The 22,967-nt window shown below is 71.6% G+C and carries 18 protein-coding genes; 8 read left to right on the top strand and 10 right to left on the bottom strand.

All coding sequences use genetic code 11. The features are described from left to right. Nucleotides 1–12: 12 nt before the first annotated feature. The 6 genes from ACIBK5_RS15590 to ACIBK5_RS15565 all read right to left on the bottom strand — a co-directional run bounded on the left by ACIBK5_RS15590 (nucleotide 13) and on the right by ACIBK5_RS15565 (nucleotide 9,333). Nucleotides 13–783, bottom strand: coding sequence for a methyltransferase domain-containing protein (locus tag ACIBK5_RS15590; RefSeq protein ID WP_399019833.1), 771 nt, complete (start codon nucleotides 781–783; stop codon nucleotides 13–15). Continuing rightward, a complete protein-coding gene (locus ACIBK5_RS15585; RefSeq protein ID WP_399019831.1) occupies nucleotides 780–2,024 on the bottom strand; it encodes a condensation protein in 1,245 nt (414 codons plus the stop codon). Before ACIBK5_RS15585 ends, ACIBK5_RS15590 begins: the two co-directional genes overlap by 4 nt. Next, a complete protein-coding gene (locus ACIBK5_RS15580) occupies nucleotides 2,021–6,148 on the bottom strand; it encodes an alpha-(1->3)-arabinofuranosyltransferase family protein (RefSeq protein WP_399019829.1) in 4,128 nt (1,375 codons plus the stop codon). Before ACIBK5_RS15580 ends, ACIBK5_RS15585 begins: the two co-directional genes overlap by 4 nt. Beyond that, entirely contained in the window at nucleotides 6,145–6,957 is an 813-nt protein-coding gene (locus ACIBK5_RS15575; protein ID WP_399020023.1) for a class I SAM-dependent methyltransferase, read from the bottom strand. Before ACIBK5_RS15575 ends, ACIBK5_RS15580 begins: the two co-directional genes overlap by 4 nt. After that, nucleotides 6,945–8,096, bottom strand: a complete 1,152-nt coding sequence (locus ACIBK5_RS15570; protein ID WP_399019827.1) for a glycosyltransferase family 4 protein — start codon at nucleotides 8,094–8,096, stop codon at nucleotides 6,945–6,947. The genes ACIBK5_RS15575 and ACIBK5_RS15570 overlap by 13 nt, the downstream gene beginning before the upstream one ends. Before the next feature lie 241 nt (nucleotides 8,097–8,337). Beyond that, nucleotides 8,338–9,333 carry a DUF3068 domain-containing protein gene (locus ACIBK5_RS15565; protein WP_399019825.1) on the bottom strand — a complete coding sequence of 332 codons (996 nt, stop codon included), beginning with the start codon at nucleotides 9,331–9,333 and terminating at the stop codon, nucleotides 8,338–8,340. Between the two features lie 379 nt (nucleotides 9,334–9,712). Here ACIBK5_RS15565 and ACIBK5_RS15560 point away from each other — a divergent pair, with 379 nt between their 5' ends. Then, nucleotides 9,713–9,865 carry a hypothetical protein gene (locus ACIBK5_RS15560; protein ID WP_215121635.1) on the top strand — a complete coding sequence of 51 codons (153 nt, stop codon included), beginning with the start codon at nucleotides 9,713–9,715 and terminating at the stop codon, nucleotides 9,863–9,865. 2 nt (nucleotides 9,866–9,867) lie between these two features. After that, nucleotides 9,868–11,112 (top strand): PucR family transcriptional regulator, encoded by a 1,245-nt coding sequence (locus ACIBK5_RS15555; protein WP_399019823.1) that lies wholly within the window; start codon nucleotides 9,868–9,870, stop codon nucleotides 11,110–11,112. A gap of 35 nt (nucleotides 11,113–11,147) precedes the next feature. Here ACIBK5_RS15555 and ACIBK5_RS15550 read toward each other — a convergent pair whose 3' ends face one another. Continuing rightward, a complete protein-coding gene (locus ACIBK5_RS15550) occupies nucleotides 11,148–13,208 on the bottom strand; it encodes a TerD family protein (protein ID WP_399019821.1) in 2,061 nt (686 codons plus the stop codon). Between the two features lie 232 nt (nucleotides 13,209–13,440). Here ACIBK5_RS15550 and ACIBK5_RS15545 point away from each other — a divergent pair, with 232 nt between their 5' ends. From ACIBK5_RS15545 to ACIBK5_RS15535, 3 genes are all read left to right on the top strand, one after another. Next, nucleotides 13,441–14,214: an IclR family transcriptional regulator gene (locus tag ACIBK5_RS15545; protein ID WP_399019819.1), complete on the top strand. Its 774-nt coding sequence runs from the start codon at nucleotides 13,441–13,443 to the stop codon at nucleotides 14,212–14,214. Further along, nucleotides 14,211–15,086: an SMP-30/gluconolactonase/LRE family protein gene (locus tag ACIBK5_RS15540; protein ID WP_399019816.1), complete on the top strand. Its 876-nt coding sequence runs from the start codon at nucleotides 14,211–14,213 to the stop codon at nucleotides 15,084–15,086. Before ACIBK5_RS15545 ends, ACIBK5_RS15540 begins: the two co-directional genes overlap by 4 nt. Nucleotides 15,087–15,470: 384 nt before the next feature. After that, on the top strand, nucleotides 15,471–16,178 hold the full coding sequence (locus ACIBK5_RS15535) for a DUF1707 domain-containing protein (RefSeq protein ID WP_399019814.1): 708 nt from the start codon (nucleotides 15,471–15,473) through the stop codon (nucleotides 16,176–16,178). A 131-nt stretch (nucleotides 16,179–16,309) separates the two neighbouring features. On the opposite strand, the gene ACIBK5_RS15530 is transcribed toward ACIBK5_RS15535, so the two are convergent. Genes ACIBK5_RS15530 through ACIBK5_RS15520 form a run of 3 tightly spaced genes read right to left on the bottom strand, consistent with a single transcriptional unit; the run spans nucleotide 16,310 to nucleotide 19,538 of the window. Continuing rightward, nucleotides 16,310–17,713: an NAD(P)/FAD-dependent oxidoreductase gene (locus ACIBK5_RS15530; RefSeq protein ID WP_399019812.1), complete on the bottom strand. Its 1,404-nt coding sequence runs from the start codon at nucleotides 17,711–17,713 to the stop codon at nucleotides 16,310–16,312. After that, the gene (locus tag ACIBK5_RS15525) at nucleotides 17,710–18,930 is read right to left on the bottom strand and encodes an MAB_1171c family putative transporter (RefSeq protein ID WP_399019810.1); all 1,221 of its coding nucleotides are present in this window, start codon (nucleotides 18,928–18,930) and stop codon (nucleotides 17,710–17,712) included. The genes ACIBK5_RS15530 and ACIBK5_RS15525 overlap by 4 nt, the downstream gene beginning before the upstream one ends. Then, a complete protein-coding gene (locus tag ACIBK5_RS15520; RefSeq protein WP_399019808.1) occupies nucleotides 18,927–19,538 on the bottom strand; it encodes a toxin-antitoxin system, toxin component family protein in 612 nt (203 codons plus the stop codon). Before ACIBK5_RS15520 ends, ACIBK5_RS15525 begins: the two co-directional genes overlap by 4 nt. 261 nt (nucleotides 19,539–19,799) lie before the next feature. Here ACIBK5_RS15520 and ACIBK5_RS15515 point away from each other — a divergent pair, with 261 nt between their 5' ends. The 3 genes from ACIBK5_RS15515 to ACIBK5_RS15505 are packed head-to-tail and all read left to right on the top strand — an operon-like array spanning nucleotide 19,800 to nucleotide 22,941. Beyond that, nucleotides 19,800–21,155, top strand: a complete 1,356-nt coding sequence (locus ACIBK5_RS15515) for an extracellular solute-binding protein (RefSeq protein WP_399019806.1) — start codon at nucleotides 19,800–19,802, stop codon at nucleotides 21,153–21,155. Next, nucleotides 21,152–22,096, top strand: a complete 945-nt coding sequence (locus tag ACIBK5_RS15510) for a carbohydrate ABC transporter permease (RefSeq protein WP_399019804.1) — start codon at nucleotides 21,152–21,154, stop codon at nucleotides 22,094–22,096. Before ACIBK5_RS15515 ends, ACIBK5_RS15510 begins: the two co-directional genes overlap by 4 nt. Further along, the gene (locus tag ACIBK5_RS15505) at nucleotides 22,093–22,941 is read left to right on the top strand and encodes a carbohydrate ABC transporter permease (RefSeq protein WP_382493099.1); all 849 of its coding nucleotides are present in this window, start codon (nucleotides 22,093–22,095) and stop codon (nucleotides 22,939–22,941) included. The genes ACIBK5_RS15510 and ACIBK5_RS15505 overlap by 4 nt, the downstream gene beginning before the upstream one ends. Nucleotides 22,942–22,967 lie beyond the last annotated feature (26 nt).

Genomic DNA, 22,967 nt, shown 5'->3' with positions numbered 1-22,967 from the left:
CCACCACATGGGCTACGTCCTCCTGGCGTGCAGCAGCAGGATCGACGCCAGCCGCGGCCGGGCGCAGGCGAGCCGGTCCAGCGGCCGCAGCGGGCGCGGTACGCCGTGGAAGGGAGCGCCTTCGAGCCCCACGACCGTGAATCCGGACGCGGCGACGAACTCCCTGAGCGCGCGGGCGGTGTAGAGGCGCAGGTGTCCCACGACCTCCTTCCCGGGGCGGCCGTGGATGCCGCGCAGGCTGACCTCCGAGAAGACCGGCTGGACACCGGCGAGCAGCAGGGCGCGGTTGTACCAGGCCGCCAGGTTCGGGGTGGACAACATGAGATGCCCGCCGGGCCGCAGGATCCTGCGGATCTCGTCGAGCGCGGCGTCCGGGTCGACCAGGTGCTCGATCACCTCGCTGAACAGCACCGCGTCGGCCGACTCGGAGGCGAACGGCAGCCCGCCGCCGGTGAGTTCGCCGCGGACCGCGTACGGGATGCGGGTGCGGGCGCGTCTGAGGGCGTCCTGGGACCAGTCGACGCCGATGACGCGGTGGCCGGGCAGAAGGGGCGCGGCGGTGGCGGCGGCGGTGCCGTCGCCGCAGCCGATGTCGAGGACGGTGCGGGTGCCTTCGGCGGCCGGGCCGAGGGCCCGGGCCAGCATGCGGGCCTGGCGGAGGCTGCGGGGGGTGCCGGACGCCACCGGGACGGCGGGGTTCTCGTAGAAGTCGCGCAGGTCGCGGGGTGGGCGTCGTCGGCCGGTGGTGGTCGTTGTCGGTGTCGTTGCCGGTGTCGGTGTCATGGCGCGACCTCCGTGGTGTGCAGATAGTGCTCGAAGAGGTCGCGGAGGTGGGCGCCGTCGCCGTGGCTGAGCAGGGCCCGGGACCAGCGCAGGGCCAGGTGGAGACGGCCGGCCGTGGAGGCGGTGGTGACGGTCAGGCCGCGCGGCATCCGGGCCGGGGCCGAGAACCACACCGCGTGCGCGCGGCCCGCCTCCTCGCCGAAGTCCAGCGGGTACGGGATACGGCCGATGTTGCTGAGCAGGGTCGTCGACGTCCACGGTGCGGCGGCCCTGCGCAGGCCGCGGGTGAGGGCGGCGCGGGCGGCGACCGGGGCCCAGGGGGAGGTGAGGAGTGCGGCCCCGTGGCCCAGTTGGGGGCGGGGCAGGGATTTCAGTGCGCGGGTTCGCTCCGCGGTGCGGCGGAGCAAGGTGGGCATCTCGGCCTTCAACTCCGCTGGTGCGAACGGGACTTCTACCAGGCGGGTGCCGTTGCCGATGGGCATCGTGGTGTCGCGGGGGCGGTCGTCCACGGGCATGGTGATGCGCAGGGGGCGGGGGCGGGCGCCGTGTTCCCTGTTCCAGTGGGCGATGGTCAGGGCCGTGGTGACCATGAGCTGGTCGTTGACGGTGTAGGGGGAGCCCTTGGGGCGGTGCGGGAGGGGCAGCTCGGTGACGAGCATGCCGTTGCCGGGGGAGGGGTCGGGGGTGCCTTGCGCTACCCGGGCGGGGGGTGACCAGGTGGTGGGGGTGTCCGGGGGCTCTCTTCCGGGTTCCGCGGGGCGGGTCGGGGGTGCGGCGGGGTTGTTGTCCTGGCCTCCGTAGAGCTCGGCTGCGGTGGCGAGTATGCGGAGGCAGGCCGGGCCGTCGAGGGCGGTGTGGTTGATGGTGAGGAGGAGGACTGATCCCACCACCTCGAGCCGTATCGGTGGTGACATCGACAGGGGTGGTGCCTCGGCCAGCGCACGGGTTCTGGCGTTCTGCAACGCCCTCGGGCCCGCGGGCGTGAAGGTCACCACCTCCGTGTCCGGTTCGCTCGTCAGCTCCCACTCGTAGCGGCGGCGGAACCGTGATCCTCCTGCCTCCCGCATCAGGATCCGGGGGTGCCGGTGCAGGGCCTCCGTGAAGGCCTTGCGCAGGCGGGGCTCGTCGAGGGGGCCGGGGAGGTGGACCTCGATGTGGACCGTTTCCGGTTCCTCCTCCTGGAGGCAGTGCCGGGACACCTCGTCCACCACCGGGAACGGGATGCGGGTCGGTGCCGTCATACGGGCTGGTCCTTCCCGGGTTCGCGCAGGCTCACCAGGCCCGCGAACAGGCCGATCAACGCCAGCAGTTGGGCCACGTGCCCGAACGCGCCCGTACCCGAGCCCACCGGCTCCCCGGCGCCGATCGCGGCGACGATCCCCGCTCCCGCCAGCGCCACGAACGCGATCGGCACCAGCAGGGCGTGCCGCCGCGCGGCCAGCAGCGCCAGTGCCGGGACCAGCAGCGCGAACCAGCCCGCGATCACCACGCCGACCAGCGTCAGTGCCACCGTGCCGAGCCACAGCCCGGGCAGCGGCGGGACCGGCTGGGGCGCGTCGGGATTGGGGGTGCGGCGGCGCCACAGGGCGAGGCCCAGCAGCACCGCGATGCCGGCGCCGCTGCCGATCAGCCCGGCGTCGTACGTCGTGGCCGGTTCGTATGACAGCTTGACCGCGCCGCCCGCCCCGGCCGGGATCCGCCAGCCCTGCTGCCAGCCGTCCAGCCGCACCGGGGTCAGCTCCTTGCCGTCCAGGGTGGCCTTCCAGCCGTCGTTGAAGTTCTCGTACGTGGTGAAGTACGAGGCGGCGCCGGAGCCGACCGTGACCTCGCGCTGGTCGCCCAGCCAGTCCCGGACCTTCAGCTCACGCCCGGCCGCCGCCTCCTCGGGAATGGTCCCGCGGGTCAGGGTCACGTCCGTGAGGGCGAGCGGGCCCGCGTCACCGCCCTCCAGCCGGTGTTCGCCGGCGGGGAGCCGCACCTCCGAGTCGCCCCGGCCCTCCTGGCAGAGCGTCACCTCGACGCCCCGCCGCTCCACCAGGTCCCGCACGGTCCCCTTCACGCTCGTCCGGTACAGCTCGCTGTCCAGCGCCACGTCCGGCCCCTTCCCGCACGGCAGGGAGAACTTCCGGGTGCTGTCCGGCTGCGGGGTGCGGTACTGGTCGAGGGCCGGGACGTACGCCTCCGTCAGGCCCACCGGGAGGCGCAGGTCCTCGTCGGCGACCGGGTTGTGCAGGGTCAGCGGGGCGGTCTCGGTGACCGTGATGTCGAGCCGGTCCGTGGTGATCGGCGGGAAGCGGACCCAGCCGTTCTCGTCGACGCCGGCGATCGTCGCACCGTCGGGGGAGCTGATGTGCACCTGGGAGGCACGGGTGGACAGGCCGCCCGCGGGGGCCAGGACGACTTCGCCGACCGGCTGCTTGCCCTCCCAGCTCAGGTGGATCGTCGGCCGGTCGCCCGCGATCCAGGCCGTCGTCAGGTCGCCGTCGGTGAGGTTGCGCGCCGTCAGGCCCGCGCCGAGGCTCGCCGTGGAGTCGGCGGTGGCGACGATCCGGGTCTGCTGTTCGGGCGCGACCTCGTAGAGCAGCCGGTCGAGTTCCTCGCCCGGCACCGGCACCGCGTTCGCCTTCACCTCGTAGGTTCCGGCGGCCGGTGTCGTGAAGCGGCGGTGCAGACCGGCCTCCGTGCCGGTCGCGGACAGGCCCGTCGGGTCGGCGGCGCGGTGCAGGGAGACCACGGTGGCGGCCGCGGTGGCGTTGTCCGCGTCGGCCGGCAGCTTCAGCAGCCGGGTCACCTGGATGTCCGGCAGGTCGATCTCGGAGAAGCCGGCGCCCGTCAGACCGGCCCGGCGCTCCACCGAGTCCACGATCGTCAGCTTCATCCACCGGCTCGTGCCCTCGGGCGCCTTGATCCGCTGTGTCTTGCCGTTCGGCTGGAGGAAGCTGGTCTTCGAGCCCTTCTCGGTCTCCACCCGTACCTTCGTGGCCGCCGCGCGCACGCTCTCCTGCGGCAACGGCGTGACCTTGAAGGAGGACGGCATGTCGTAGGGGCCGGTGAAGCCGACGCGCAGCCACTGCCCGTCCGGAGTGTCCGGCGCGCCCTCCGCCCACGCGGTGTCCGGGTTGCCGTCGAAGGCGTTCACCGGGTCGTACTGCGGCAGATGGAAGAGCCAGTTGCCGTACGAGGACGCCGTCACCGAGTCGGCGCCCCGCAGTTCGGCCACGGTCTGGTGGTCGGTTCCCTCGGCGGGCAGGATCTGGCGCGGTTTCTCGCCCGGGTCCTGCTGGGCGTCGGGCGCGTTGCGCTCGTCCTCGGTGTACGTGTACGACGTACCGGCGTTGACCAGGCCGAACCGGGTGTCGGCGCGCCGCATCCCGTCGCCCACCACCTGCACGGCGGGGGTGCCGAGCCCGGGATGGTTGTCGCCGGTCAGGACGGCCGCCCGCCCGCGCAGCCGGGACGCCAGCGGCAGCAGCGCCTCCGGTCCGCCGGACACCACGGCCGTGTCGGAGACCGGGGCCAGTCCCGCCTGCCCGGGCCGCAGCACGTCCGCCTCGGCCGGCCGGTAGATCTCCACCGCCCGCTGCCGCGCGTACAGGCCCTCGACCTGGAGCGGGGCGTCCTGCGCGATCCGGCCGCCCGTCATCACCGGCCCGAGCCCCGTGACCCGCTCGTACCCCGACTGCTCCAGAGTCCGCTTGACCGTCGCGGTCGGCACCGCGCCGATCTGGTCGGGATCGAGGTCGTTCCGTACGACGACGTAGTACAGCCCGGCCCGGCTCAAGTAGTCGGCGAGACCTGGGACTTCGCTGCCCGTCAGCAGCGCCTGCTCGACGGCGTCCATCGCGCGCCGGTTGCCGGGCGTGCCGAACGGCACGTAGTCGCGCTGCGCCCAGCGCGACTCGGCGAGCACGTCGAGCGGCTGGTCGATGGGGGAGCCCCAGGTGTACATGCCGTGCGCCGTCGCCGGGACGACCAGGGCACGGGAGTCGGGGGAGTACTTCTCCAGCCAGTCGGCCGTGGCCTGCCAGTAGGTGGGCAGCTTCTGGAAGGAACCGGGGTTGAGGATCGAGCCGTTGAGGTACGGCAGCAGCAGCCCCGGCAGGATCAGCACCGCCGCGACCAGCGGGGCGAGGCGCCGGCCGCGCACCTGGCGGGCCCCGCGCGGCTCGGCGGCCACACCCACCAGGTGGACCAGGCCCAGCACGAGCGCCAGCGCCAGCCCCGCCTGGAACTTGTAGATGTTCCGGAACGGCGAAAGCCACCCGTCCAGCCAGCCCTGCACCACCCCGTGGAACGGCGCCCCGAACGCCCCGCCGTACCCGGCGAGCAGCACCAGCGCCGCCACCAGCACGGTCAGCACGAGCCACCGCCGCTCGGGCACATCCCGCCGGGCGAGTCCGGCGAGCCCCAGCCCGGCCGCCAGCGCCGAGCACACGATCACGACGACCGACGAGGCCACGGCCCACCCCGCGGGCAGCCACGCCTCACCGAAGTGCAGATAGGCGACCCAGTTCCCGGCGCCGCGCAGCGCCTCGGTCGCCGACATGGTGTCCGTCGTGGTCTGCGCCGTCTCGATGTACGGCAGGAAGTTCTCGCCGTAGACCCCGAGCAGCAGCAGCGGCACCCACCACCAGGCCGTCACGACGATCACGGCCGGGGCCCACCAGGCGATCAGCTTGCGCTGCCGGGGCCCGGGCGGCCGGGACAGCAGATACAGCCCGACCGGCAGCAGGGAGGCCAGGGTCGCCGAGGCGTTCACCCCGCCCATGAACGGCACGAGCAGCGCCGAGCGCAGCGCGGCGACCCGGGCGGCGTACCGCTCGTTGGTCAGCGGCAGCAGTACCCACGGCAGGAAAGCGCCAGGCAGCGCGGCGGCCGACGTCGACCCGATGACGGTCGTGAACACCGGCCACAGCGCGTACGCCACGGCCCCCAGCAGCCGGGAGGTGCCACTGCCCACCCGCAGCCGCTCGGTCAGCCGCAACGCACCCCAGAAGGCGACGGACACGACGACCGACAGCCACAGCCGCTCCGCCAGCCACACCGGCAGGTGCACGAGGTCGGCCAGCCAGTAGAACGGCAGCATCGGCCAGAGATAGCCGGCGTACTGGTCCTGGATCCCGCCGAACCCGGCCCGGTCGTGCCACAACTGGCCCAGGTCGGCGAGGAACTGCCCCGGATCGACGGTGACGCCCAGCTTGGTGTCGAAGGTCTGCCGCCCGGGTTGCACAACAAGGAACAACACGAACACCACGGCCCAGAAACCCAGCAGCCAGCGCCGCGACCGCGGGCCCTCGGGGGGACCCGCCGCGCTCGCGGTCGTGGGAACGGCTGCCGGTGGAGGAGCCTGGACCGTGGTTGTCATGTAGGACACCGCCGCAGAATGAGGAGGAGGTTCCAGGTGGCGAACTCGCGGATCCCGGGCGCCTTGACGACGGTCTCCGCGAGGAAGGGCCAGTAGCGGGAGCGCGCCGAGACGACCGTGACGTCGTCGCGGGCACGCACCTGCCGCAGGGTGGAGCCGATGTGCACGGCGAACAGGTTCTCGCCGAGCGTGTGCTTGGCCGGACGGCCGGTCCGCCGCAGATAGCGGGCCCGGGCCCGCTCGGCACCGAGGTAGTGCCACGGGGCCCACTCGTGCCCGCCCCACGGCGACAGCCAGTTGGTGAACGACACATAGATCAGCCCGCCCGGGCGCGTCACCCGGGCCAGCTCACTGAGAAAGGTCTCCGGATCGGCCACGTGCTCCAGCACGTTGGAGGAGAAGGTGACATCCGCGATGCCGTCCCGGAGGGGCAGCAGGTATCCGTCGGCGACCACCGTGCCGTCGGGCGGCTTCTCGCCCAGCTCGGCCATGTCCGGCTCGAACAGATAGGCATGGGCACCCCGCCGCCGGAACTCCTCGGTGAAGTACCCGCTGCCACCGCCGATGTCCAGGACGGTACGCCCGGCAACGGGCCCGTCGTACGCCTCGACCTGATCGACGGCGTCCCGGGCGAGCAACGAGTAGCAGGCCTTGGGATCGTCCTGCTCGTGAAGAAAGGCCTGGAACAGCGCAAGAGATCTTCGAAACGAGGGGTCGCGGTGATAGGGGCGCGGGCCTGTGACATGTGGGGCTCCGCCGCGTGGGCGCGACCAGCCACGACGCACCGCAAGCCGCCTCACGGCCCCCAGCCCCGCACCGCCTCCGCGGCAACAACCCGAAACTGCCGCACAGTCCGGTCCCACCGGAACTGCGCGGCCCGATCCCGAGCCGCCTTCCCCATCAACTCCCGCTCCCGCCCGGCAAGGGCAAGCGCACACCACGCCGCGGCGAACGAGGACTCACCCCGCGCGAGCACCCCGGTCTCACCGTCCACGACGGAGTCCTTGAGCCCGGGCACATCGAAGGCCACACTCGGGGTCTCCCGGGCCGCGGCCTCCGTGACGACGAGGCCCCACCCCTCCACGGCGGAGGGATGCAGCAACAACCAGGCCGCGCACAGCAGCCGATGCTTCTCCGCCTCCGACACGAACCCGGTGAACTCGACACCCGGCCCGGCCATCGCGGCCAGCCGCTCACGCTCCGGCCCGTCCCCGACGATCACCAACCGCCCGCCGGTCACCGGCCGAACCCGCTCCCACAACCGCAGCAGCAGATCGATCCGCTTGTACTCGACGAGCCGCCCGACGGCGACGAACAACGGCTCGGACGAACGCTCGGCTCTCGGCCCCGGCTCCTCGACCCCGTTGTGCACGACCCGGATCCGGTCCCGCTCGACCCCGATCGCCCGCAGCGCGTGGGCGGTCGACGAGGACACGGCGACCATCAGACTCCCCTGCTGCGCGCCGGTCAGCGCCCAGTGTTCGAGTCTTCGGCCGATGCGCGCCGCCGGGGCCAGCGGCCCGCCGAAGCGCATCTTCCACAGATCCGTGTGGACGTGGTTGACCAGACACAGCGTGGGGCCGCGATGCCACAGCGGCGCCAGATACGGCATGCCGTTGCACACCTCGACCAGTAGATCGCAGTCGCCGATCTGGCGGGCGAAGGCGGAACGGGCGCGCAGATAGTGCCCGTACGGGCCGCCCGCCGACACGACCCGGTAGTCACGGAAGGCGGCGGGGCCTCCGCACAGCAGGGTCACCTGGTGGCCCAGCCGGGTCAGCCCGTCGGCGAGCTTGTCCACCAGCAGCTCGGAGCCGCCGGCGGAGGGGTTGTCCAGATCACGATGGGCGAGGAAGACGATCCGGCGCGGATGTGGGGGGAGCGCCGGAAGGGGTCGCTGCGCGCCCTGGGAAGCGGCACGCAGCGGGGACGGTACGTGCTGGGGCATGGGTGCTCCAACTCGTCTCGGGGTGCGGAACTCAACGTGGGAAGACGTGGGGGGTTCGTTCCGAACGGGAGTCTTGGAAGGGGAGTCTTGAAGAAGCCGGCCTGTGGGGGGCCTGAGATCTTCCTGGGAGGGGAGTGTGGACGGGATGTGCTCGGGTGGGGTTGGACAGTTTTCGCCCGGACGATCGCCACGGCTACTCACCGGCGTGACAATTTCGGGCTTTGTTAGAGCTGACGTCACATCACATCGTGAGGGTGGGCTGGGGCGTATCGGGTGTTTCGGACGGAACAGGCTGCTCCGGCTCCTTCCGCCCACGCGCCACGAGAACACCACCCATCACCGCGAGCACAAAACCGGTCAGGGCGGCCCCGATCGGCAACGTCTCGCCCACCAGTCGCAGTTGGCCGCTGTCCCGCTTCGCCTGCCGCACCGCTTCCTTCTGTGTCGCGGTCGTGAAGGAGACCTTCCGGCTGTCCAGCAGCACCGCCGCGTCCTTCTTCCCGCCCGGCGCCCGCAGGGTCCGCTTCGGTCCGGTCTGCGCGTAGATCACGCGGCCGGTGGCCTGGTCGACGACCAGCTCGAACCCGTGGTTGGAGTACCACTCCTCGGCGAGCACCTGCGGCCGGCCCGGCTGGTCGACGATGCTGCCGGGCACCATGCGCGTGCCGGTCCTGGTCGGGGGCACCGAGCCGGTGAACTTGTAGCCCGTGTACCCCTGGACCTTCTCGGTGCCCCGGTAGCGCAGGACGACCGTGTCACCGAGGGTGTTGTCCCACCACTGGTACGAGCGTTTCTGCACGTCGAAGGGGAACTTCAGATAGGCCTCGCCCTCGATGTAAGGCTTCTCCCCGCAGCAGTGCACCGGCCGGGTGGTCTTCCGGTCCATCACCCAGCGGTGCGGTGTGAAGTCCAGCGCGTCGTGCGGGTCGGCGGCCGGCAGCGACTTGTCCGTGTCGACCGTGGTGATCACGTCCCAGACGGCCTTGCCGCTGCGTTCGCTGTCCTCGACATTGCCCCGGACCCGCTGGGTCACGGTGATCTTCCGGCCGGGAACCGTCTCGATCCGGTCAGTGTCGAAGACGCTGCCGCGGCCGGTGTAGACGGCGGTGGTGTCGATGTCGATCGGATTCACCGCGGCACGCGGCTGCACATACCAGGCGAGCAGGGGCGCCAGCACCAGCAGGAACGTGCCGAGACCCAGCAGGACCAGGGAAAACGGAGAGGTTGTACGGCGCATCCGGGCACTCCAGTGGCTTGGGACGGCTCGACGTACGAGAAGACCGGCGCGGCGGCTAGGGGGCTTCTGATGGATCTCCGTGGAAGAAGGAGCGGCGTTCGGTGCGTGCTCTCGGCGTGCCGGGCGGAAGGCCTCGTAGCGGAGCTACTAGGCCTTTTGTCCGGTGCGGCGAGAGTGCGTGCCGGGCGTCGCGACGCCGCGGAGATCCATCAGGAGCCCCCCAAGCACGCGCATGCGGTTGGGCCGGGAACCGTAGGCCGCTCTTGACGGGGTGTCAATGCTTGTCGAGACTGGGCGCGACAGGCAGGGACGGGACGCCGGGGTGGGGAAACCTCCGGACGATCTCCGGACGAATCCGGACAGAGAGGCTGACCCTGCGATGTCGAGACTGCTCGCTGCCGCGCTGACCGTCGCGCTCGCCGCCGCCCTTGCCGTGGGCGCCGCGCTGGGCGTGGTCGCGCTGCTCCAGGCCACACCCGACCAGCCGAACACTCCCCTGATCACGTACGAGCAAGCGGGCCAGGGGAGTTGACGGTGACGGCCGCCCGCACCGGAACCCTCACCACACGCTCGGCCTGGCACGACGTACCGCGCTTCCAGGTGCGCCGGTTCGCGGCGATCGCCATGGCCGAGGCGCCCGCGCTCGCCGAGGAGATCCTCCGCGAGATACAGCGCGAGTACCCGCATCTTCCGTTCGTCGTGGACGACTCCGGCGAGCCGATGGCCCTGGTCGGCATCCGCCGCGCCATCGAGGTCTTCGTGCAGCACCTGGAGCACTCGGAGGGCCGGCCCACCGTCCCGCCCGGTGTGTTCCAGGACTTCGGCCGCGGCGAGGGCCTGAACGGCCGCTCGCTCGACTCCCTCCAGGCCATCTACCGCATGGGCGTACGCCTGGCCTGGCGCCGCTTCGCCGACATCGGCCAGCGGGTGGAGATCCCGCCCCCGGCGATGTACGAACTCGTCGACGCGGGCTACGAGTACCTGGACGGGCTCGTCGACCAGTCCGTACGCGGCTACGCGGAGGCGGCGGCCCGCCAGGCCGGTGAACGCCTGCGCCTGCAACGCCGCCTGATGGAACTCCTGCTGGCCGAACACCACCGCGGCGACCCCTCCGAGGCCCTGACCGAACGCGCCGCCCGGATCGGCTGGCCCTTACCGGCCAAGGTCGCCGTCGGCGTCCTGCTGCGCCCCGCCCGGGAGGCCATGGCCCCCGCGGTCGGCCAGGGCGTCCTGCTCGACATGGAGTACGAGCAGCCCCGCATGGTCGTGCCCGACCCGGGCGCGGCGGGCCGCCCCGAACTCCTGCACCGATCCCTGGCCGGCTGGTCGGGCGCGATCGGCCCACCGGTCCCGCTCGCCGAAGCGGCGAAGTCCCTGCGCTGGGCGGAGGCGGCGGTCCGCCTGATGGAACGGAACCTCCTCCCCACCGGCGAGGTCCTCTACTGCACCGAGCACACCGAGGCGCTGGTCCTCCTCCAGCCGGAGGAACTGATCGACGACCTGGCCCTGCGCTGCCTGGCCCCCCTGACCCACTGCGGCCCGACCCACGGCCGCCGCCTCGCGGAAACGCTCCTGGCCTGGCTGGAGACCAGAGGCGGAGCCCCCGAGGTCGCGACCCGCCTCGGCGTCCACCCCCAGACGGTCCGCTACCGCCTGCGCCAGATCAGAGAACTCTGGGGCGACGAGATCGACAACCCCGACCGCCGCTTCGAACTGGAACTGGTCCTGCGGGCCCAGCGACTACGCGGAGAACTGGGAGCGGCACGGGGCCGCCGGTGAGCCGCGACCCACCGGCGGCCACCGCCGCCCGGCAGTCACACCGAGGCCCGCTCCTTTGTCACCGTTCGCCCGGAGGGCGGAGCGTCCAGGTGGACCACGACCGAGGAGTAGAACCGCTGTACGGCGTCGTCGACACTGCGGATGAATCCCGATTCGGCGCTGCCCCGGCCGCTGCCCATGCCCTTGAAGAGGGACAGGCGGAAGCCGGTGATCCGGGTGGAGCTGTCCTTCGGGAGCAGATCCGCCGGCTCCGGACGCAGCCGTTCCAGTGTGCCCCGGGGGCCGCCCGCATCGCCCTCCACCAGGGTCTCGACATGCAGATCCGCCGGTGCCTCGGCGAGCCGGCGGACCAGGCGCTTGGCCCAGGTCAGGGGGTAGCCCTGCTCGGGTGCCGGGATCTCCACGGACGTGCGCAGCTTGGCGGTCCGCAGATCGGCGCTGAGAGTGAGCAGGCCGGGTGCCCCTTCGACACGCAGTTCCGCCTGGAGCCTGCCCTCCAGGCAGAGCTGCTCGGCGAGACGGGTGCGACGGGCTCCGGGGTCGGTGCCGCGCCGGGTGCGCTGGGCGGGCAGCACCTTCTGTCCCAGTTCGCCGCCGAGCCGCAGGCACACCTGGCGGATCAGCCGCTCCCAGCTCTCCACCACCTCCAGGGCGCGCGGGTCGCCCTGGCAGAGGGTCTCGTCGCCGATCCCGTTGCGCACGGGAACCCACGCCGCGCCCATGTTCTGGAAGCCGTGGCAGCCGGAGTTCTCGTGCTGGAGGTAGTGCAGGAGGTCCTGGAGCAGCCAGGTGCGGGCCGCGTTGCCGACGCCCTCGTGCCGGATCAGCATCTGGGCCTGGTGGGCGACTTCGGCCCAGGACAGATGCCAGAGCGCCACCTGGTGCTTGCGCCGTCGGTCGATCTTCACGTCGACCAGGGGGCTGCCCTCCAGTGCGACGTCGTTCGACAGCGTGATCACGGCCTCGTAGCCCCGCCGGGCCGCGATGTCCATGTAGGCCTGCACCTGGTCGGACCTGAGCGGGTTGCCGTTGGTCTTGGTCTCGACGAGCGCCGTCCACAGCTTGCCGGCGCGTTCGACGCGGATCACTCCGTCGGGGCGCCGGGGCGTGTCACCGTGCGGCAGGGAGACCTCGGTGTAGGTCTCCATGCGGCCGGAGGGCGCGCCGAAGGGAGCGGTGACCCGCCTGCCGAACCGCGGCACCTGGGCCATCACCGACAACAGCACCGAGGTGGCCCGAGTCTCCCGGTCCCGGTCGCTCTTGAGCGCCGACACCGGGAAGAGCCGCGCCTGCCTCCAGGACTCGTTCTCCGCCAGGCTCTTCACGGGCGCCCTGGGCGGCGTGACCTTCTTCTTCGCGGTCCGGGGCCGGGCCGCCCGTTTCTTCGGAGCGGCTTCCCCCTCTGCGTCGACAGGCCCGCGTGGTGCAGGCACGGCCTGCAGAGTCGCCGAGGGCCGGGCTTCGGGCGTGACGCGTCCGGCGGGATCCTCCGCGGCCTTCGCCTCGGACTCCGCCGCCGTTTCCGCAGCTGCCTCCGTCGCCGGCTCGGTCTCCGCCTCGTCGTCCTCGATGTCGACGCCGAAGTCCGTCGCCAGTCCCGCCAGCCCGCTCTCGTAGCCCTGCCCGACGGCCCGGAACTTCCATTCCTCCGCCCGTCGGTACAGCTCGCCGAAGATGATCGCGCTCACCTCGCCGGCGTCCTCGATGACGAACCGCAGGAGGCACTCGCCCACCGCGTCGGCCAGCGTCACCTTCAGGTCGTCCAGCTCTCCGAAGCGGGCGCCCTCGTAGCGGCTCGCGGCCACGACGATCCGCTCGACATCGGCCGGGACCGCCGTCAGGTCGAAGCTGATGCGGTCCTCGCTGCCGTTCTCCGTCGGCTCCTTGCCGAGGAGCTGCACACTGCCGTCGGCCGCCACCGGGTTGTTGTAGAAGTAGAAGTCGGCGTCGCTGCGTACCTTGCCGCCGGCGTCCACCAGCAGGACGGACACATCGGCGTCGCCCTCCCCGGTCGGACTGGACCAGCCCAGGCTGATGATCGCGGAACCGACGTTCTCGCTCAGGGCGGTTAAGGGCAGGTTCGAGCCCTTGGTCATGTCACGCACAGAAATCCCCCCACCTCTGCGACACATGTGACGTGCCGCACATACGGCACTTTAATGTGCACGCAACATGCTCGTGGGGTGCTCGTGGGATTCCGCCCGCTGTGCGTCCGCGGCGTCTGCCCATTGCCCGGCCAAACCTCTATGGCTAGCCTGTGTTCGTCATGCCGATCGCCTGTTGGTATCTCGAACACAGGCGCCTGAGACACATAGGGAGGGGCCGGTCGTGGGACGACTCGTACCAGCCGTGACCCGGGCTCTCGACATTCTCGAGCTCTTCCTCGACGGGGACGGGACGCTGTCCGCCCCCGACATCGTGCGCAAGCTGCAGCTGCCGCGTACCACCGTGCACGAGCTGGTGACCACGCTCGCCGCCCGGAAGTACATCGTGCAGGTGCCCGGTCAGCCGGGACGCTACCGGCTCGGCGTGCGCCCGTACCAGCTCGGTGCCCGCTACGCCGAGCAGCTCGACCTCGCCGCCGAGGGGCAGCTGGTCGCCCGGTCCGTCGCCGAGACCTGCGACGAGACGGTGCACGTGGCGATCCTCGAGGACACGGACGTCATCTACATCGCCAAGGTCGACTCCACGCACGCCGTGCGGATGGTGTCGGCGGCCGGCCGCCGGCTGCCCGCCCACTGCACCTCCGTCGGCAAGATGCTGCTGGCCTCCCTTCCCGAGCAGGAACTCGCCACGCGGATCCCCGACAACGCCGGGCTGGCCGCGATGACCCCCAACAGCATCACCGACCCGGCCGCCCTGCGCGAGGCCCTCACCGAGATCCGCGAGCGGGGCATCGCCGTGGAGAGCCGCGAGTCCAACCCGGACGTGAGCTGCGTGGCCGCGCCGGTCCGCGACCGCACCGGCCAGGTCGTCGCCGCCCTGTCGATCTCCGTGCCCATGATCCGCTGGAGCGAGGAGCGCCGCGCCGAGCTGGAGCAGCTCGCCGCGAAGGGCGCCGCCGACCTGTCGGAGCACCTCGGCCACCGGAGCGTGGCATGACGAGGAAGCCGTACGAGGTCGCCGTACGGGCCGAGGCCGAGCTCGGCGAGGGCCCGACCTGGGACGCGGCGGCCGGCCGTCTGCTCTGGATCGACATCCTCGGCTCCCGGGTGCACACCTACGCCCCGGCCACCGGCCGCCGCACGGTCCGCCGCACCGAACAGCACGTGGGCGCGGTCAAACCGCGCGCCGGCGGCGGGCTGGTGCTGAACCTCCGCGACGGGATCGGCCTCCTCGATCCCGACGGTGACGGCGGCGATGACACCGGCGGCGGGTTCCGGTGGCTGCATCACGAGCCCGTGCCCGGCCGTCGCGCCAACGACGCCGCCGTGGCACCCGACGGCACGCTCTGGGCCGGCACGATGCGCTACGACGAGGCACCGGGCGGCGGCTCGCTGTCCCGCGTCGGCGGTGACGGCACGGTCGACGTCGTCCTGGACGACGTGGCCGTCAGCAACGGCACGGGGTGGAGCCCCGACGGACGGCTCCTGTACTACATCGACTCCCCGACCCGGCGGGTCGACGTCTTCGACCACGCGGACGGGCGGGTGTCCGGTCGGCGGACCCTCGCCGTGATCGAGGACGGCGCGGGCTTTCCCGACGGGCTGACCGTCGACGCCGACGGTTGTGTCTGGGTGGCGCTGTGGCAGGGCTCGGCGATACGGCGGTACACACCGGACGGCGAGCTGGACCGGGTGATCGAGCTGCCGGTGCCGCTGGTGACGGCCTGCGCGTTCGGCGGGGCAGACCTGAGCGACCTGTACATCACGACGGCCCGAGTGGGCCTGACGGAACCTCCCGCGCTGGCGGGCTCGCTGTTCGTGGTGCCGGGGGCGGGCAAGGGGCTTGCACAGCCCGCGTTTCGAGGCTGAAGTCTGCTGCTGGGGGTAGGCGCGCAACCCGGCGCTGCGGCGTGCCGCTGCGCCCACCCGTGCCGCCCGGGGGGGGCACCGCCCAGGCCCTGTCCATCACCGGACCAGGGTGGTCACACCGCTTCACGCGCGCCATCGATCTACCGCGGCGGAAGGCCGCCGAGTCTGCGGTAGCCGGTGCCGCATCGACCACTCACAGCTACCGCCGGCTGCGAGGCGAGGTCGTCCACAACGCCATGGGGACACCTGGTCCCGCGCTATGACTACATCCTTCGATGCAGCGCGCCTAAAAAGCGGTCGTCCCGCACGTCGATGTGCTTGTGGCCGCGACCTGTTGGGATGGCAGCCGGCCGTTCCCTCTCTACGGAAGGCAGCGTCATGCGCGTGGGCCCCGAACGTCCCGGTCTGTTCAAGGATGCGGCTGTTGCGCCCGTACCTGCTCCCGGCACCGCGGCATCGGTACTGGCCTCGGACGCCGAGCGGGAGGCCCTGGTGGAACAGTTGAGGATCGCCACCGGCGAAGGCCGGCTGACGCTGGAGGAACTGGCCGACCGCTGCGAGGCGGCGTACCTCGCCCGGACCCGCGAGCAACTCGCCGTCCTCAGCCGGGATCTGCCCGCCACTGACGACACGAGTGCGGGCAGGGATACGACTGCCGAGGCAGGGGGCGGTGTCGCCGCGGGAACGGCGACGAGGAAGCGCAAGTTCGCCGCCCTGGTCGGGGATGTCACCCACCGCGCCCGGGCGGCGCAGGACTCCGACACGCTCGACGCATACGCGGTACTCGGGGATCTGACCCTGGATCTGTGCGGGATGACGGCGCCGTCCAGCGGCGAGCTGACCGTGACGGCGTGGGCGGTGTTCGGGGACGTGCGGCTGATCGTGCCCGAAGGAGTGGAGGTTGAGCTGGCCTGCGGCAGTGTCCTGGGAGACGTACACGATCTGACCCGCGCGCACACCGCCCCGCAGGGCCGGGCCCCGCGCCTACGGGTGGCCGGGGCCGCCATCTGCGGCGACATCACCCTTGCGCACCCCGGCGACCACCGGAAGACGTCATGGCGCCAATGGCTCGAAGAGGCCGTCCGCAGCTGAGAGGTCATCCCATGTGGTGTGGAGGGCCCTGGAAACCAGCAAGGCAAGTTGGTGCAAGCGCTGGTGGTGCCGACGGCCTGATGGGGCGATGATCTGCGGACGCTGGGGGGAGGAGGCACGCATGCCCGCGGCTATGTGAGGCCTCCGGCTTTTCGTTCCGCGGCCGTCAACGGCGGACCGGTCAACGACGGCTTCAACGGCCCCACCGCCGCCGCAAGCAGCACCGGCGGAGTCAGGAGCACCCCCGCCCCCCGCTCCAGTGACGTCACGTCGGTCACCCGCCGTGCGATACGGCCGTTGCCCGTCGCCGTGTACATCAGCCGGTCCACGTACGCGGTCACCAGCCGGTCCCGGAGGGTGGGGCCCTGCTCCGTCGCGCCCGGGTAGAAGACGTCCTGGCCGATGGCCAGGTCCCAGGCCGCGCCGACCGGGCGGGAGGCGGCCTTCTGGATCCGCCGGGCCAGCCCGGGCGCGGCCCAGCCGTGCCGCCGTACCGTGTCCCGCAGCAGCAGGGCGCTCTGCGCGGCGACCGCCAGGCCGTGGCCGTAGACCGGGTTGAACGCGGCGAGCGCGTCGCCGAGGACGGCGAAGTTCTCGGGCCACGCCGGCATCCGCTCGTAGAAGTGGCGGCGGTTGACGGTGGTGCGGGTGAAGGACACGTCGGTCAGCGGCTCGGCCTGTTCGAGCAGGTCGCCGATGAGCGGGTGCCGCAGGTCCTCACGGGCGAAGCGGACGAAGTCGCCGTTCTCCCGGGACGGCCGGCCGCCGCGCGTGCCGCACAGGGTGACGATCCACCGGCCGTCCTCCACGGGCAGCAGGAAGCCCGCCCGGCCGGGTCCGCCGTCCCGCCGGTCGGGCTGGACGTTGACGACCGGGAAGCCGTCGCGGGCCGCGGCGGGGGCGAGGTAGAGGCGGCTGGCGTAGGCCAGGCCCGCGTCCACCTCGCGTCGCTCGACGGAGGGCAGCCCGAGCTCGGCCAGCCAGTGCGCGGCCTGGGAGCCGCGGCCCGAGGCGTCGACGACCAGGTCCGCGTCGAGGACCACCTCGGGGCCGGCGTACGGCCGGATCCGCACGCCCGTGACCGCCGCGTCCGTGCCGGTGAGGCCCACCGCCTCCGCGCGCTCGACGACCTCGATCCGCTCGTCGGCCAGGACCCGCGCGCGGACCGTCGCGTCCAGCAGGTCCCGGCCGGCCAGGATCACGTGGTGGGACTCGGGCCAGCGCCGGAACCAGCCCCGGGTGCCCAGGGCGACCATGTCCGTGGTGACCGGCCGCCGGTTCGCCCCGGCCTCCCTGAGCGCGCCGGTGATCCCGGGCAGCAGTTCCTCCATGGCCCGCACCCCGCCCGACCAGAGCATGTGGGCGTGCCGTGCCTGCGGCAGTCCCTTGCGGGGTCCGGGAGCGGCGGGCAGCGTGTCGCGCTCCACGACGACGACCCGGTCGGCGACATCGGCCAGCGCGCGTGCCGCGAGCATGCCGGAGTGGGATCCCCCCAGGACGACGGCGGTTCTGGCGGGGGTGGAGCTGTCAGTCATGCGCGGGCGTTCTCTCTCCCGGGGGCGGCCGCGCGCGAGCGTACCGCCTCGATGTGGTCGCGGTGACGCAGGGCTCGGGACACGGCCTGGATCTCCTGCAGCAGGTAGGTGGTGTCGGGGCCGGACGGGGACGCGGCGCTGTCGCTCCGCGGGGCCCCTTCCCGGGCGGCGACGGCGTCCAGGATCATGACGGCGGCGGCCAGCGCCTTCGCCCGGCCGGGCTCGTGACCGAGCCCCAGGGCCGCGTCGTACGACCGTTCGCGCAGCTCCTCGTCGAGGTGCCGGGAGAGCTGGAGGAGCACGTCGCGGATGTACGTCTCGCGGCGGATCAGGCGCAGTTCGCCGGTGGCGCGCGGGGCGAAGGGGGTGCCGCCGCCGTTGACGGTGCGCAGTACCAGGTAGAGGGGGCGCAGCTGCCGGTGGGCGAGCCGGATGCGCCAGCGTTCGTGCAGGTACTGGCCGCCGTGCGGAATGATGAAGCCGATCGCGACCATGGTGGCCGACAGACAGGCGGCCGAGGGGGCCAGGTAGGTGCTCAGCCAGTCCAGGTCGTTGCCGGTCAACCGGGCGATGACGGCGGTGAGTTTGGCGGCGTCGAAGAGCAGGTTCGTCGCGTAGCCGACGCCGAGGAACCTCAGGCCCCAGCGCAGCCAGGCGTCGAGCCCGTCGGTGCGGACCCAGTTCCAGATCAGCCGGGCCGTGATCGAGCAGGCCACGGTGTGCGCGAGGAGGTAGAGCAGGATCTCCTCGCGCATGAAGGGCGTGTTGGCGTAGTACGTGTCCAGGTCCTGGCGGCGCTCCACGGGGACGTCCGCGAGCCAGAAGAGCACCCACAGGGCGACGACCACACCGGCGTAGGCGAACACGACCCACCGGGCGGCGCGGCGCGTCGAGGCCGAGCGGTCGGACAGGCCGTTGCGCCAGGCGACGATCAGCAGCAGCCAGGACGCGCACAGAGCGGTGAGCAGCGAGTACACCAGCGGCGCCGCGATGTTCGGCACACCGGTGACGCGGTTGGTCCAGCCGATGACGTCGGGGGACGCGAAGACGAACACGGCGCAGGCGAACAGCAGCAGCCCGCCGACCGCGCGCAGCATCGGGTCCCGCCACATCTTCACCAGGCTGGGCAGCTTGATGACCAGGGCGACGGTCAGCGCCCCGATCGGCAGCCAGAAGGAGACGGAGAAGCCGTCGAGGACGTCCCGGGCGTTCGTCATCGCGCGCTGCCTCCGCGTCCCCGGTAGCCCATCGACCGCCGCACCGGATCGAGAGCGGCGTCCGCGGCGCGCGGGGAGCCCTCCGCGTAGGAGCGGAACGCCGCCGCCAGCCGGTGCCCGAACGCGTCGGCCTCGGCCTCGTCCCGCTCGCGCGAGCCGTCGCGCGCGGCCACCGTCAGGGCCAGGGACTTCCAGCCGGGCTCGCGGTCCAGGGCCCGTACCGCCGCCGTACCGGCGACATGGTGGTGGTCGTGCCCCGCGTGCAGATGCCACAACTCGTGTCCCAGAATGACCAGTTGCTGCACCGCCTCGGCCCGCTCCTCGACGATGACGAGGTCGAAGTCCTGGAACTCGACCCACAGCCCGGTCACTTCGATCTCGTCGGGAAAGCGTTCGAAACGCAGCTCGAGGGGACGCCCTCCGCGCCGCGCGCTCATCTCCTCGCACAGCGCCCGGCACAACGACCGTACGTCGGTGGGGGACTGCTCCCTCGCCCGGACCCCGGCGGCGAGCCCGGAGGCCAGGCCGCGCATGGCGGAGCCACGTCGCGAGCGCCTGAACGCGGCAGTGACTCGGGCGGCCCTCATCCGCGCGCCCGCGATGTCCATCGCTCCCCCTTCTCACCGCCGGCCGACGGCTTGGCAGCGGGTCCGAGACTACGCGCCCGAAAGTGTTCACGTCATGCGATCGGGCGCCCGTAGTTCAACGGAGAACGACCGTTCTTGTACGGAACGTCGTGTCCACAGTCCGGCCGGGCCATTGACGCGCAAGCGCTTCGAATTTACGGTCCCGTTCGAAGTAACGAGCGAGTTTCGAAATACCGAACCAGAACACCGACAGTTAGGGCACACCGACAGTAAAGGCAGGGCATGGGACGACCTGACCTGAACCGCAGACAGCTATTGGGCGGCCTCGGAGGACTCCTGGTCGCGGGCAGCTTCGGCTTCGCCGCGGGCGGCACCGGAGCCGACGCACTCGCCTCCGGCGCGCACACCCGCGTCCGGTACTGGAACCTCTTCAGCGGCGGCGACGGCTCCAACATGATCGCCATGCTGGACGCCTTCCGTAAGGACAACCCGGACATCGCGGTGAAGGACTCCACACTCCAGTGGGGCAGCCCCTTCTACACCAAGCTCGCCATGGCCGCCGCGGGCAACCGCGCACCCGACCTCGGCGTCATGCACCTCGGCCGGGTCACCGGCTTCTCGCCCGGCCGCTTCCTCGACCCCTGGGACGTCGGCCTGCTCGGCAAGTACGGCGTCCGGGAGGAGGACTTCAACCCCGCGCTGTGGAAGCGCGCCGTCATCGACGGCAAGCTCTACGCCCTCCCGCTCGACATCCACGTCCAGCTCTGCTTCTACCGCAAGGACGTGCTGAAGAAGGCGGGGCTGCTCGGTGACGACGGCCGGATCGTGCCGGTCACCTCCCCCGACGAGTGGTTCGACGTCCTCAAGGAGGCCAGGAAGGCCACCAAGAAGGGCCTCCAGACCATCGGCATGTGGGCCAACGACCAGAACTTCCAGTGGTGGTTCTTCGTCGCCTTCTACACCCAGCTCGGCGGCACCTGGTTCGACGCCGCCCACACCGAGGTCACCTTCGACACCGGCAAGGCCACCCAGGTCCTGGAGTTCCTGCGCCGCCACACCGCCGACGGCTACGCCGATCCGGGCATGGGCTCCGTCGGCGCCGAACAGTTCATCAACGGCGCGCCCTTCGCCTGGGAGGGCAACTGGTCGGTCCCGGTCTACTCCGGAGCGAAGCTCGACTACGGCGCGACCCCACTGCCGCCCGTCTTCGGCAGGCAGGCCACCCACGCCGAGTCGCACGCCTTCGTCCTGCCGCACCAGTCCGACCGGGGCGGCCCCACGAACGAGGCCGCCCACCGACTCGCCGCCTATGTCGTCCGGCACGCTCAGCAGTGGGCGGCCGGCGGCCACATCCCCGCCTACACGCCCACCCTGTCCACGGCCGCGTACCAGGAGCTGAACCCGCAGAGCGAGTACGTCTCGGCCATGGACCACCAGGCCACCGAGCCGAAGGTCTGGTTCGCGGGCTCCACCGGCATCCTCGCCCAGCGCGTCGGCCCGATCGTCGTCGCCGCCACGGTGGGCTCCGCCGAGCCCGGGACCGCCGCCCGCCGGATGAAGAGCGCGCTCACCCAACTGCTCGCCATGAAGAACCCCATGGACGGCCACACCGCCGCAGAGGGAGGTGCGGCCGCATGAGCGCCACCAGCGCCCAGAGCAGCATCGTCGCACCCGCACGCGTGAAGACCGCCGCCGCCGGCGCCCGCCTCCGCCGCGGCCAGGGCTTCCAGCACGGCGGCTGGTTCGTCGCCCCGTTCCTGGCGCTCTTCGCCCTGTTCGTGATCTGGCCGCTGCTGCGCGGCGTCTACCTCAGCTTCACCGACGCCAACATCTCCGGCGAAGGCGCGAGCTTCATCGGCCTCGACAACTACCGCGAGGCCCTCGAGGACCCGCTGATGTGGGACTCCCTCGGCCACAGCGCGTACTTCACGCTCCTGGTCGTCCCCTGCATCACGGTCCTCGCCTTCCTCCTCGCGATGCTCGCCCACCACATCGAACGCGGCAAGTGGCTGTGGCGGCTGTGCTTCTTCGCCCCGTTCCTGCTGCCGTCCACGGTCGCCGCCAACCTGTGGCAGTGGCTGTTCAACCCGGGCACCGGAATGATCAACCACGTCTTCGGCATCGAGACGCCCTGGCTGACCGACAAGTCCTACGCGATGCTCGCCATCGTCATCCAGACCCTGTGGTGGACGGTCGGCTTCAGCTTCCTGCTCTACCTCGCCGCGCTCCAGGGCATCCCCGGCCACCTCTACGAGGCCGCCAGACTGGACGGCGCGAACGCCTGGCACCGCATGGTCCACATCACCCTGCCGATGCTGCGCAACATCACCGGGCTCGTCATCGCCCTGCAGATCCTGGCCTCGCTCCAGGTCTTCGACCAGGCCGTCGTGATGATGGACTTCCTCCCAGGGCCCGAGGGATCGACCCGCACCTTCGTCCAGTTCACCCTCGAAGAGGGCTTCACCAGCTACCGCGTGGGCTACGCCTCCGCCATCTCCGTCATCTTCTTCGTGATCATCGCGGCCGTCGCCCTCGCCCGGATGTGGCTGCTGCGAGGCCGTGAGGAGGCCGCCCGATGAGCACAGCCGCGCACCCCCGCAAGCCGTGGACGCCCAGCCAGATCGTGCTCACCCTCCTCGGCGCCGCCGTCTCCGCCGTCTTCCTGGCCCCCTTCGCCTGGGGCCTGTTCACCTCGCTCAAGTCGGAGACCGAGGCGGTCGAGGTACCCCCGCACTGGCTCCCCGAGGACTGGACGGGCCAGGCCTGGAAGGCCCTCTTCGAGACCGGCAACATCACCAACTGGTTCGTGAACTCCCTGGTCGTCTCGGTCTGCGTGACGTCCGTCGTCCTGCTGGTGAGCGCCCTCGCCGGATACGGCTTCGCCCGCACCGAGTTCCGCGGCAAGAACGCCCTGATGGGGCTGGTCATGGCGGGCCTGATGATCTCCCCGGCGGTGCTCGGCGTGCCGCTGTTCACCACCGTCCAGCAGATGGGCATGGTGGACACCTACTGGGGCATGATCCTGCCGCAGTGCGCACCCGCCGCGATGGTCTACATCCTCTACAAGTTCTTCCAGGGCATCCCGCGCGAACTGGAGGAGGCCGCGTTCATCGACGGCGCGGGCCGCTGGCGGGTCTTCTTCACCATCGTCCTCCCGCTCTCCCGCCCGTCCCTCGCGGCGGTCGGCATCTTCACCTTCATCGCCTCCTGGAACAACTTCCTCTGGCCCTACATGGTGACCAACAACCCCGACCTGATGACCATGCCCAACGGCATCGCGACCGTCATGAACTCCTACGGCATCCAATGGGCCCAGCTCATGGCCGGCGGCCTGATGGCGGGCCTGCCCCTGATCATCGTCTTCGTCTTCTTCCAGAGGCAGATCGTGGCGGGCGTGGCCCATACGGGCTTGGCAGGCCAATAACGCCCCTCTTTTGCTTTTAGGGGCGC

The organism is Streptomyces sp. NPDC050546, assembly GCF_044457425.1.
GTDB lineage: Bacteria > Actinomycetota > Actinomycetes > Streptomycetales > Streptomycetaceae > Streptomyces.
The sequence above is the reverse complement of the archived record's forward strand: the minus strand, read 5'-3'. Positions and strand labels throughout refer to the sequence as shown.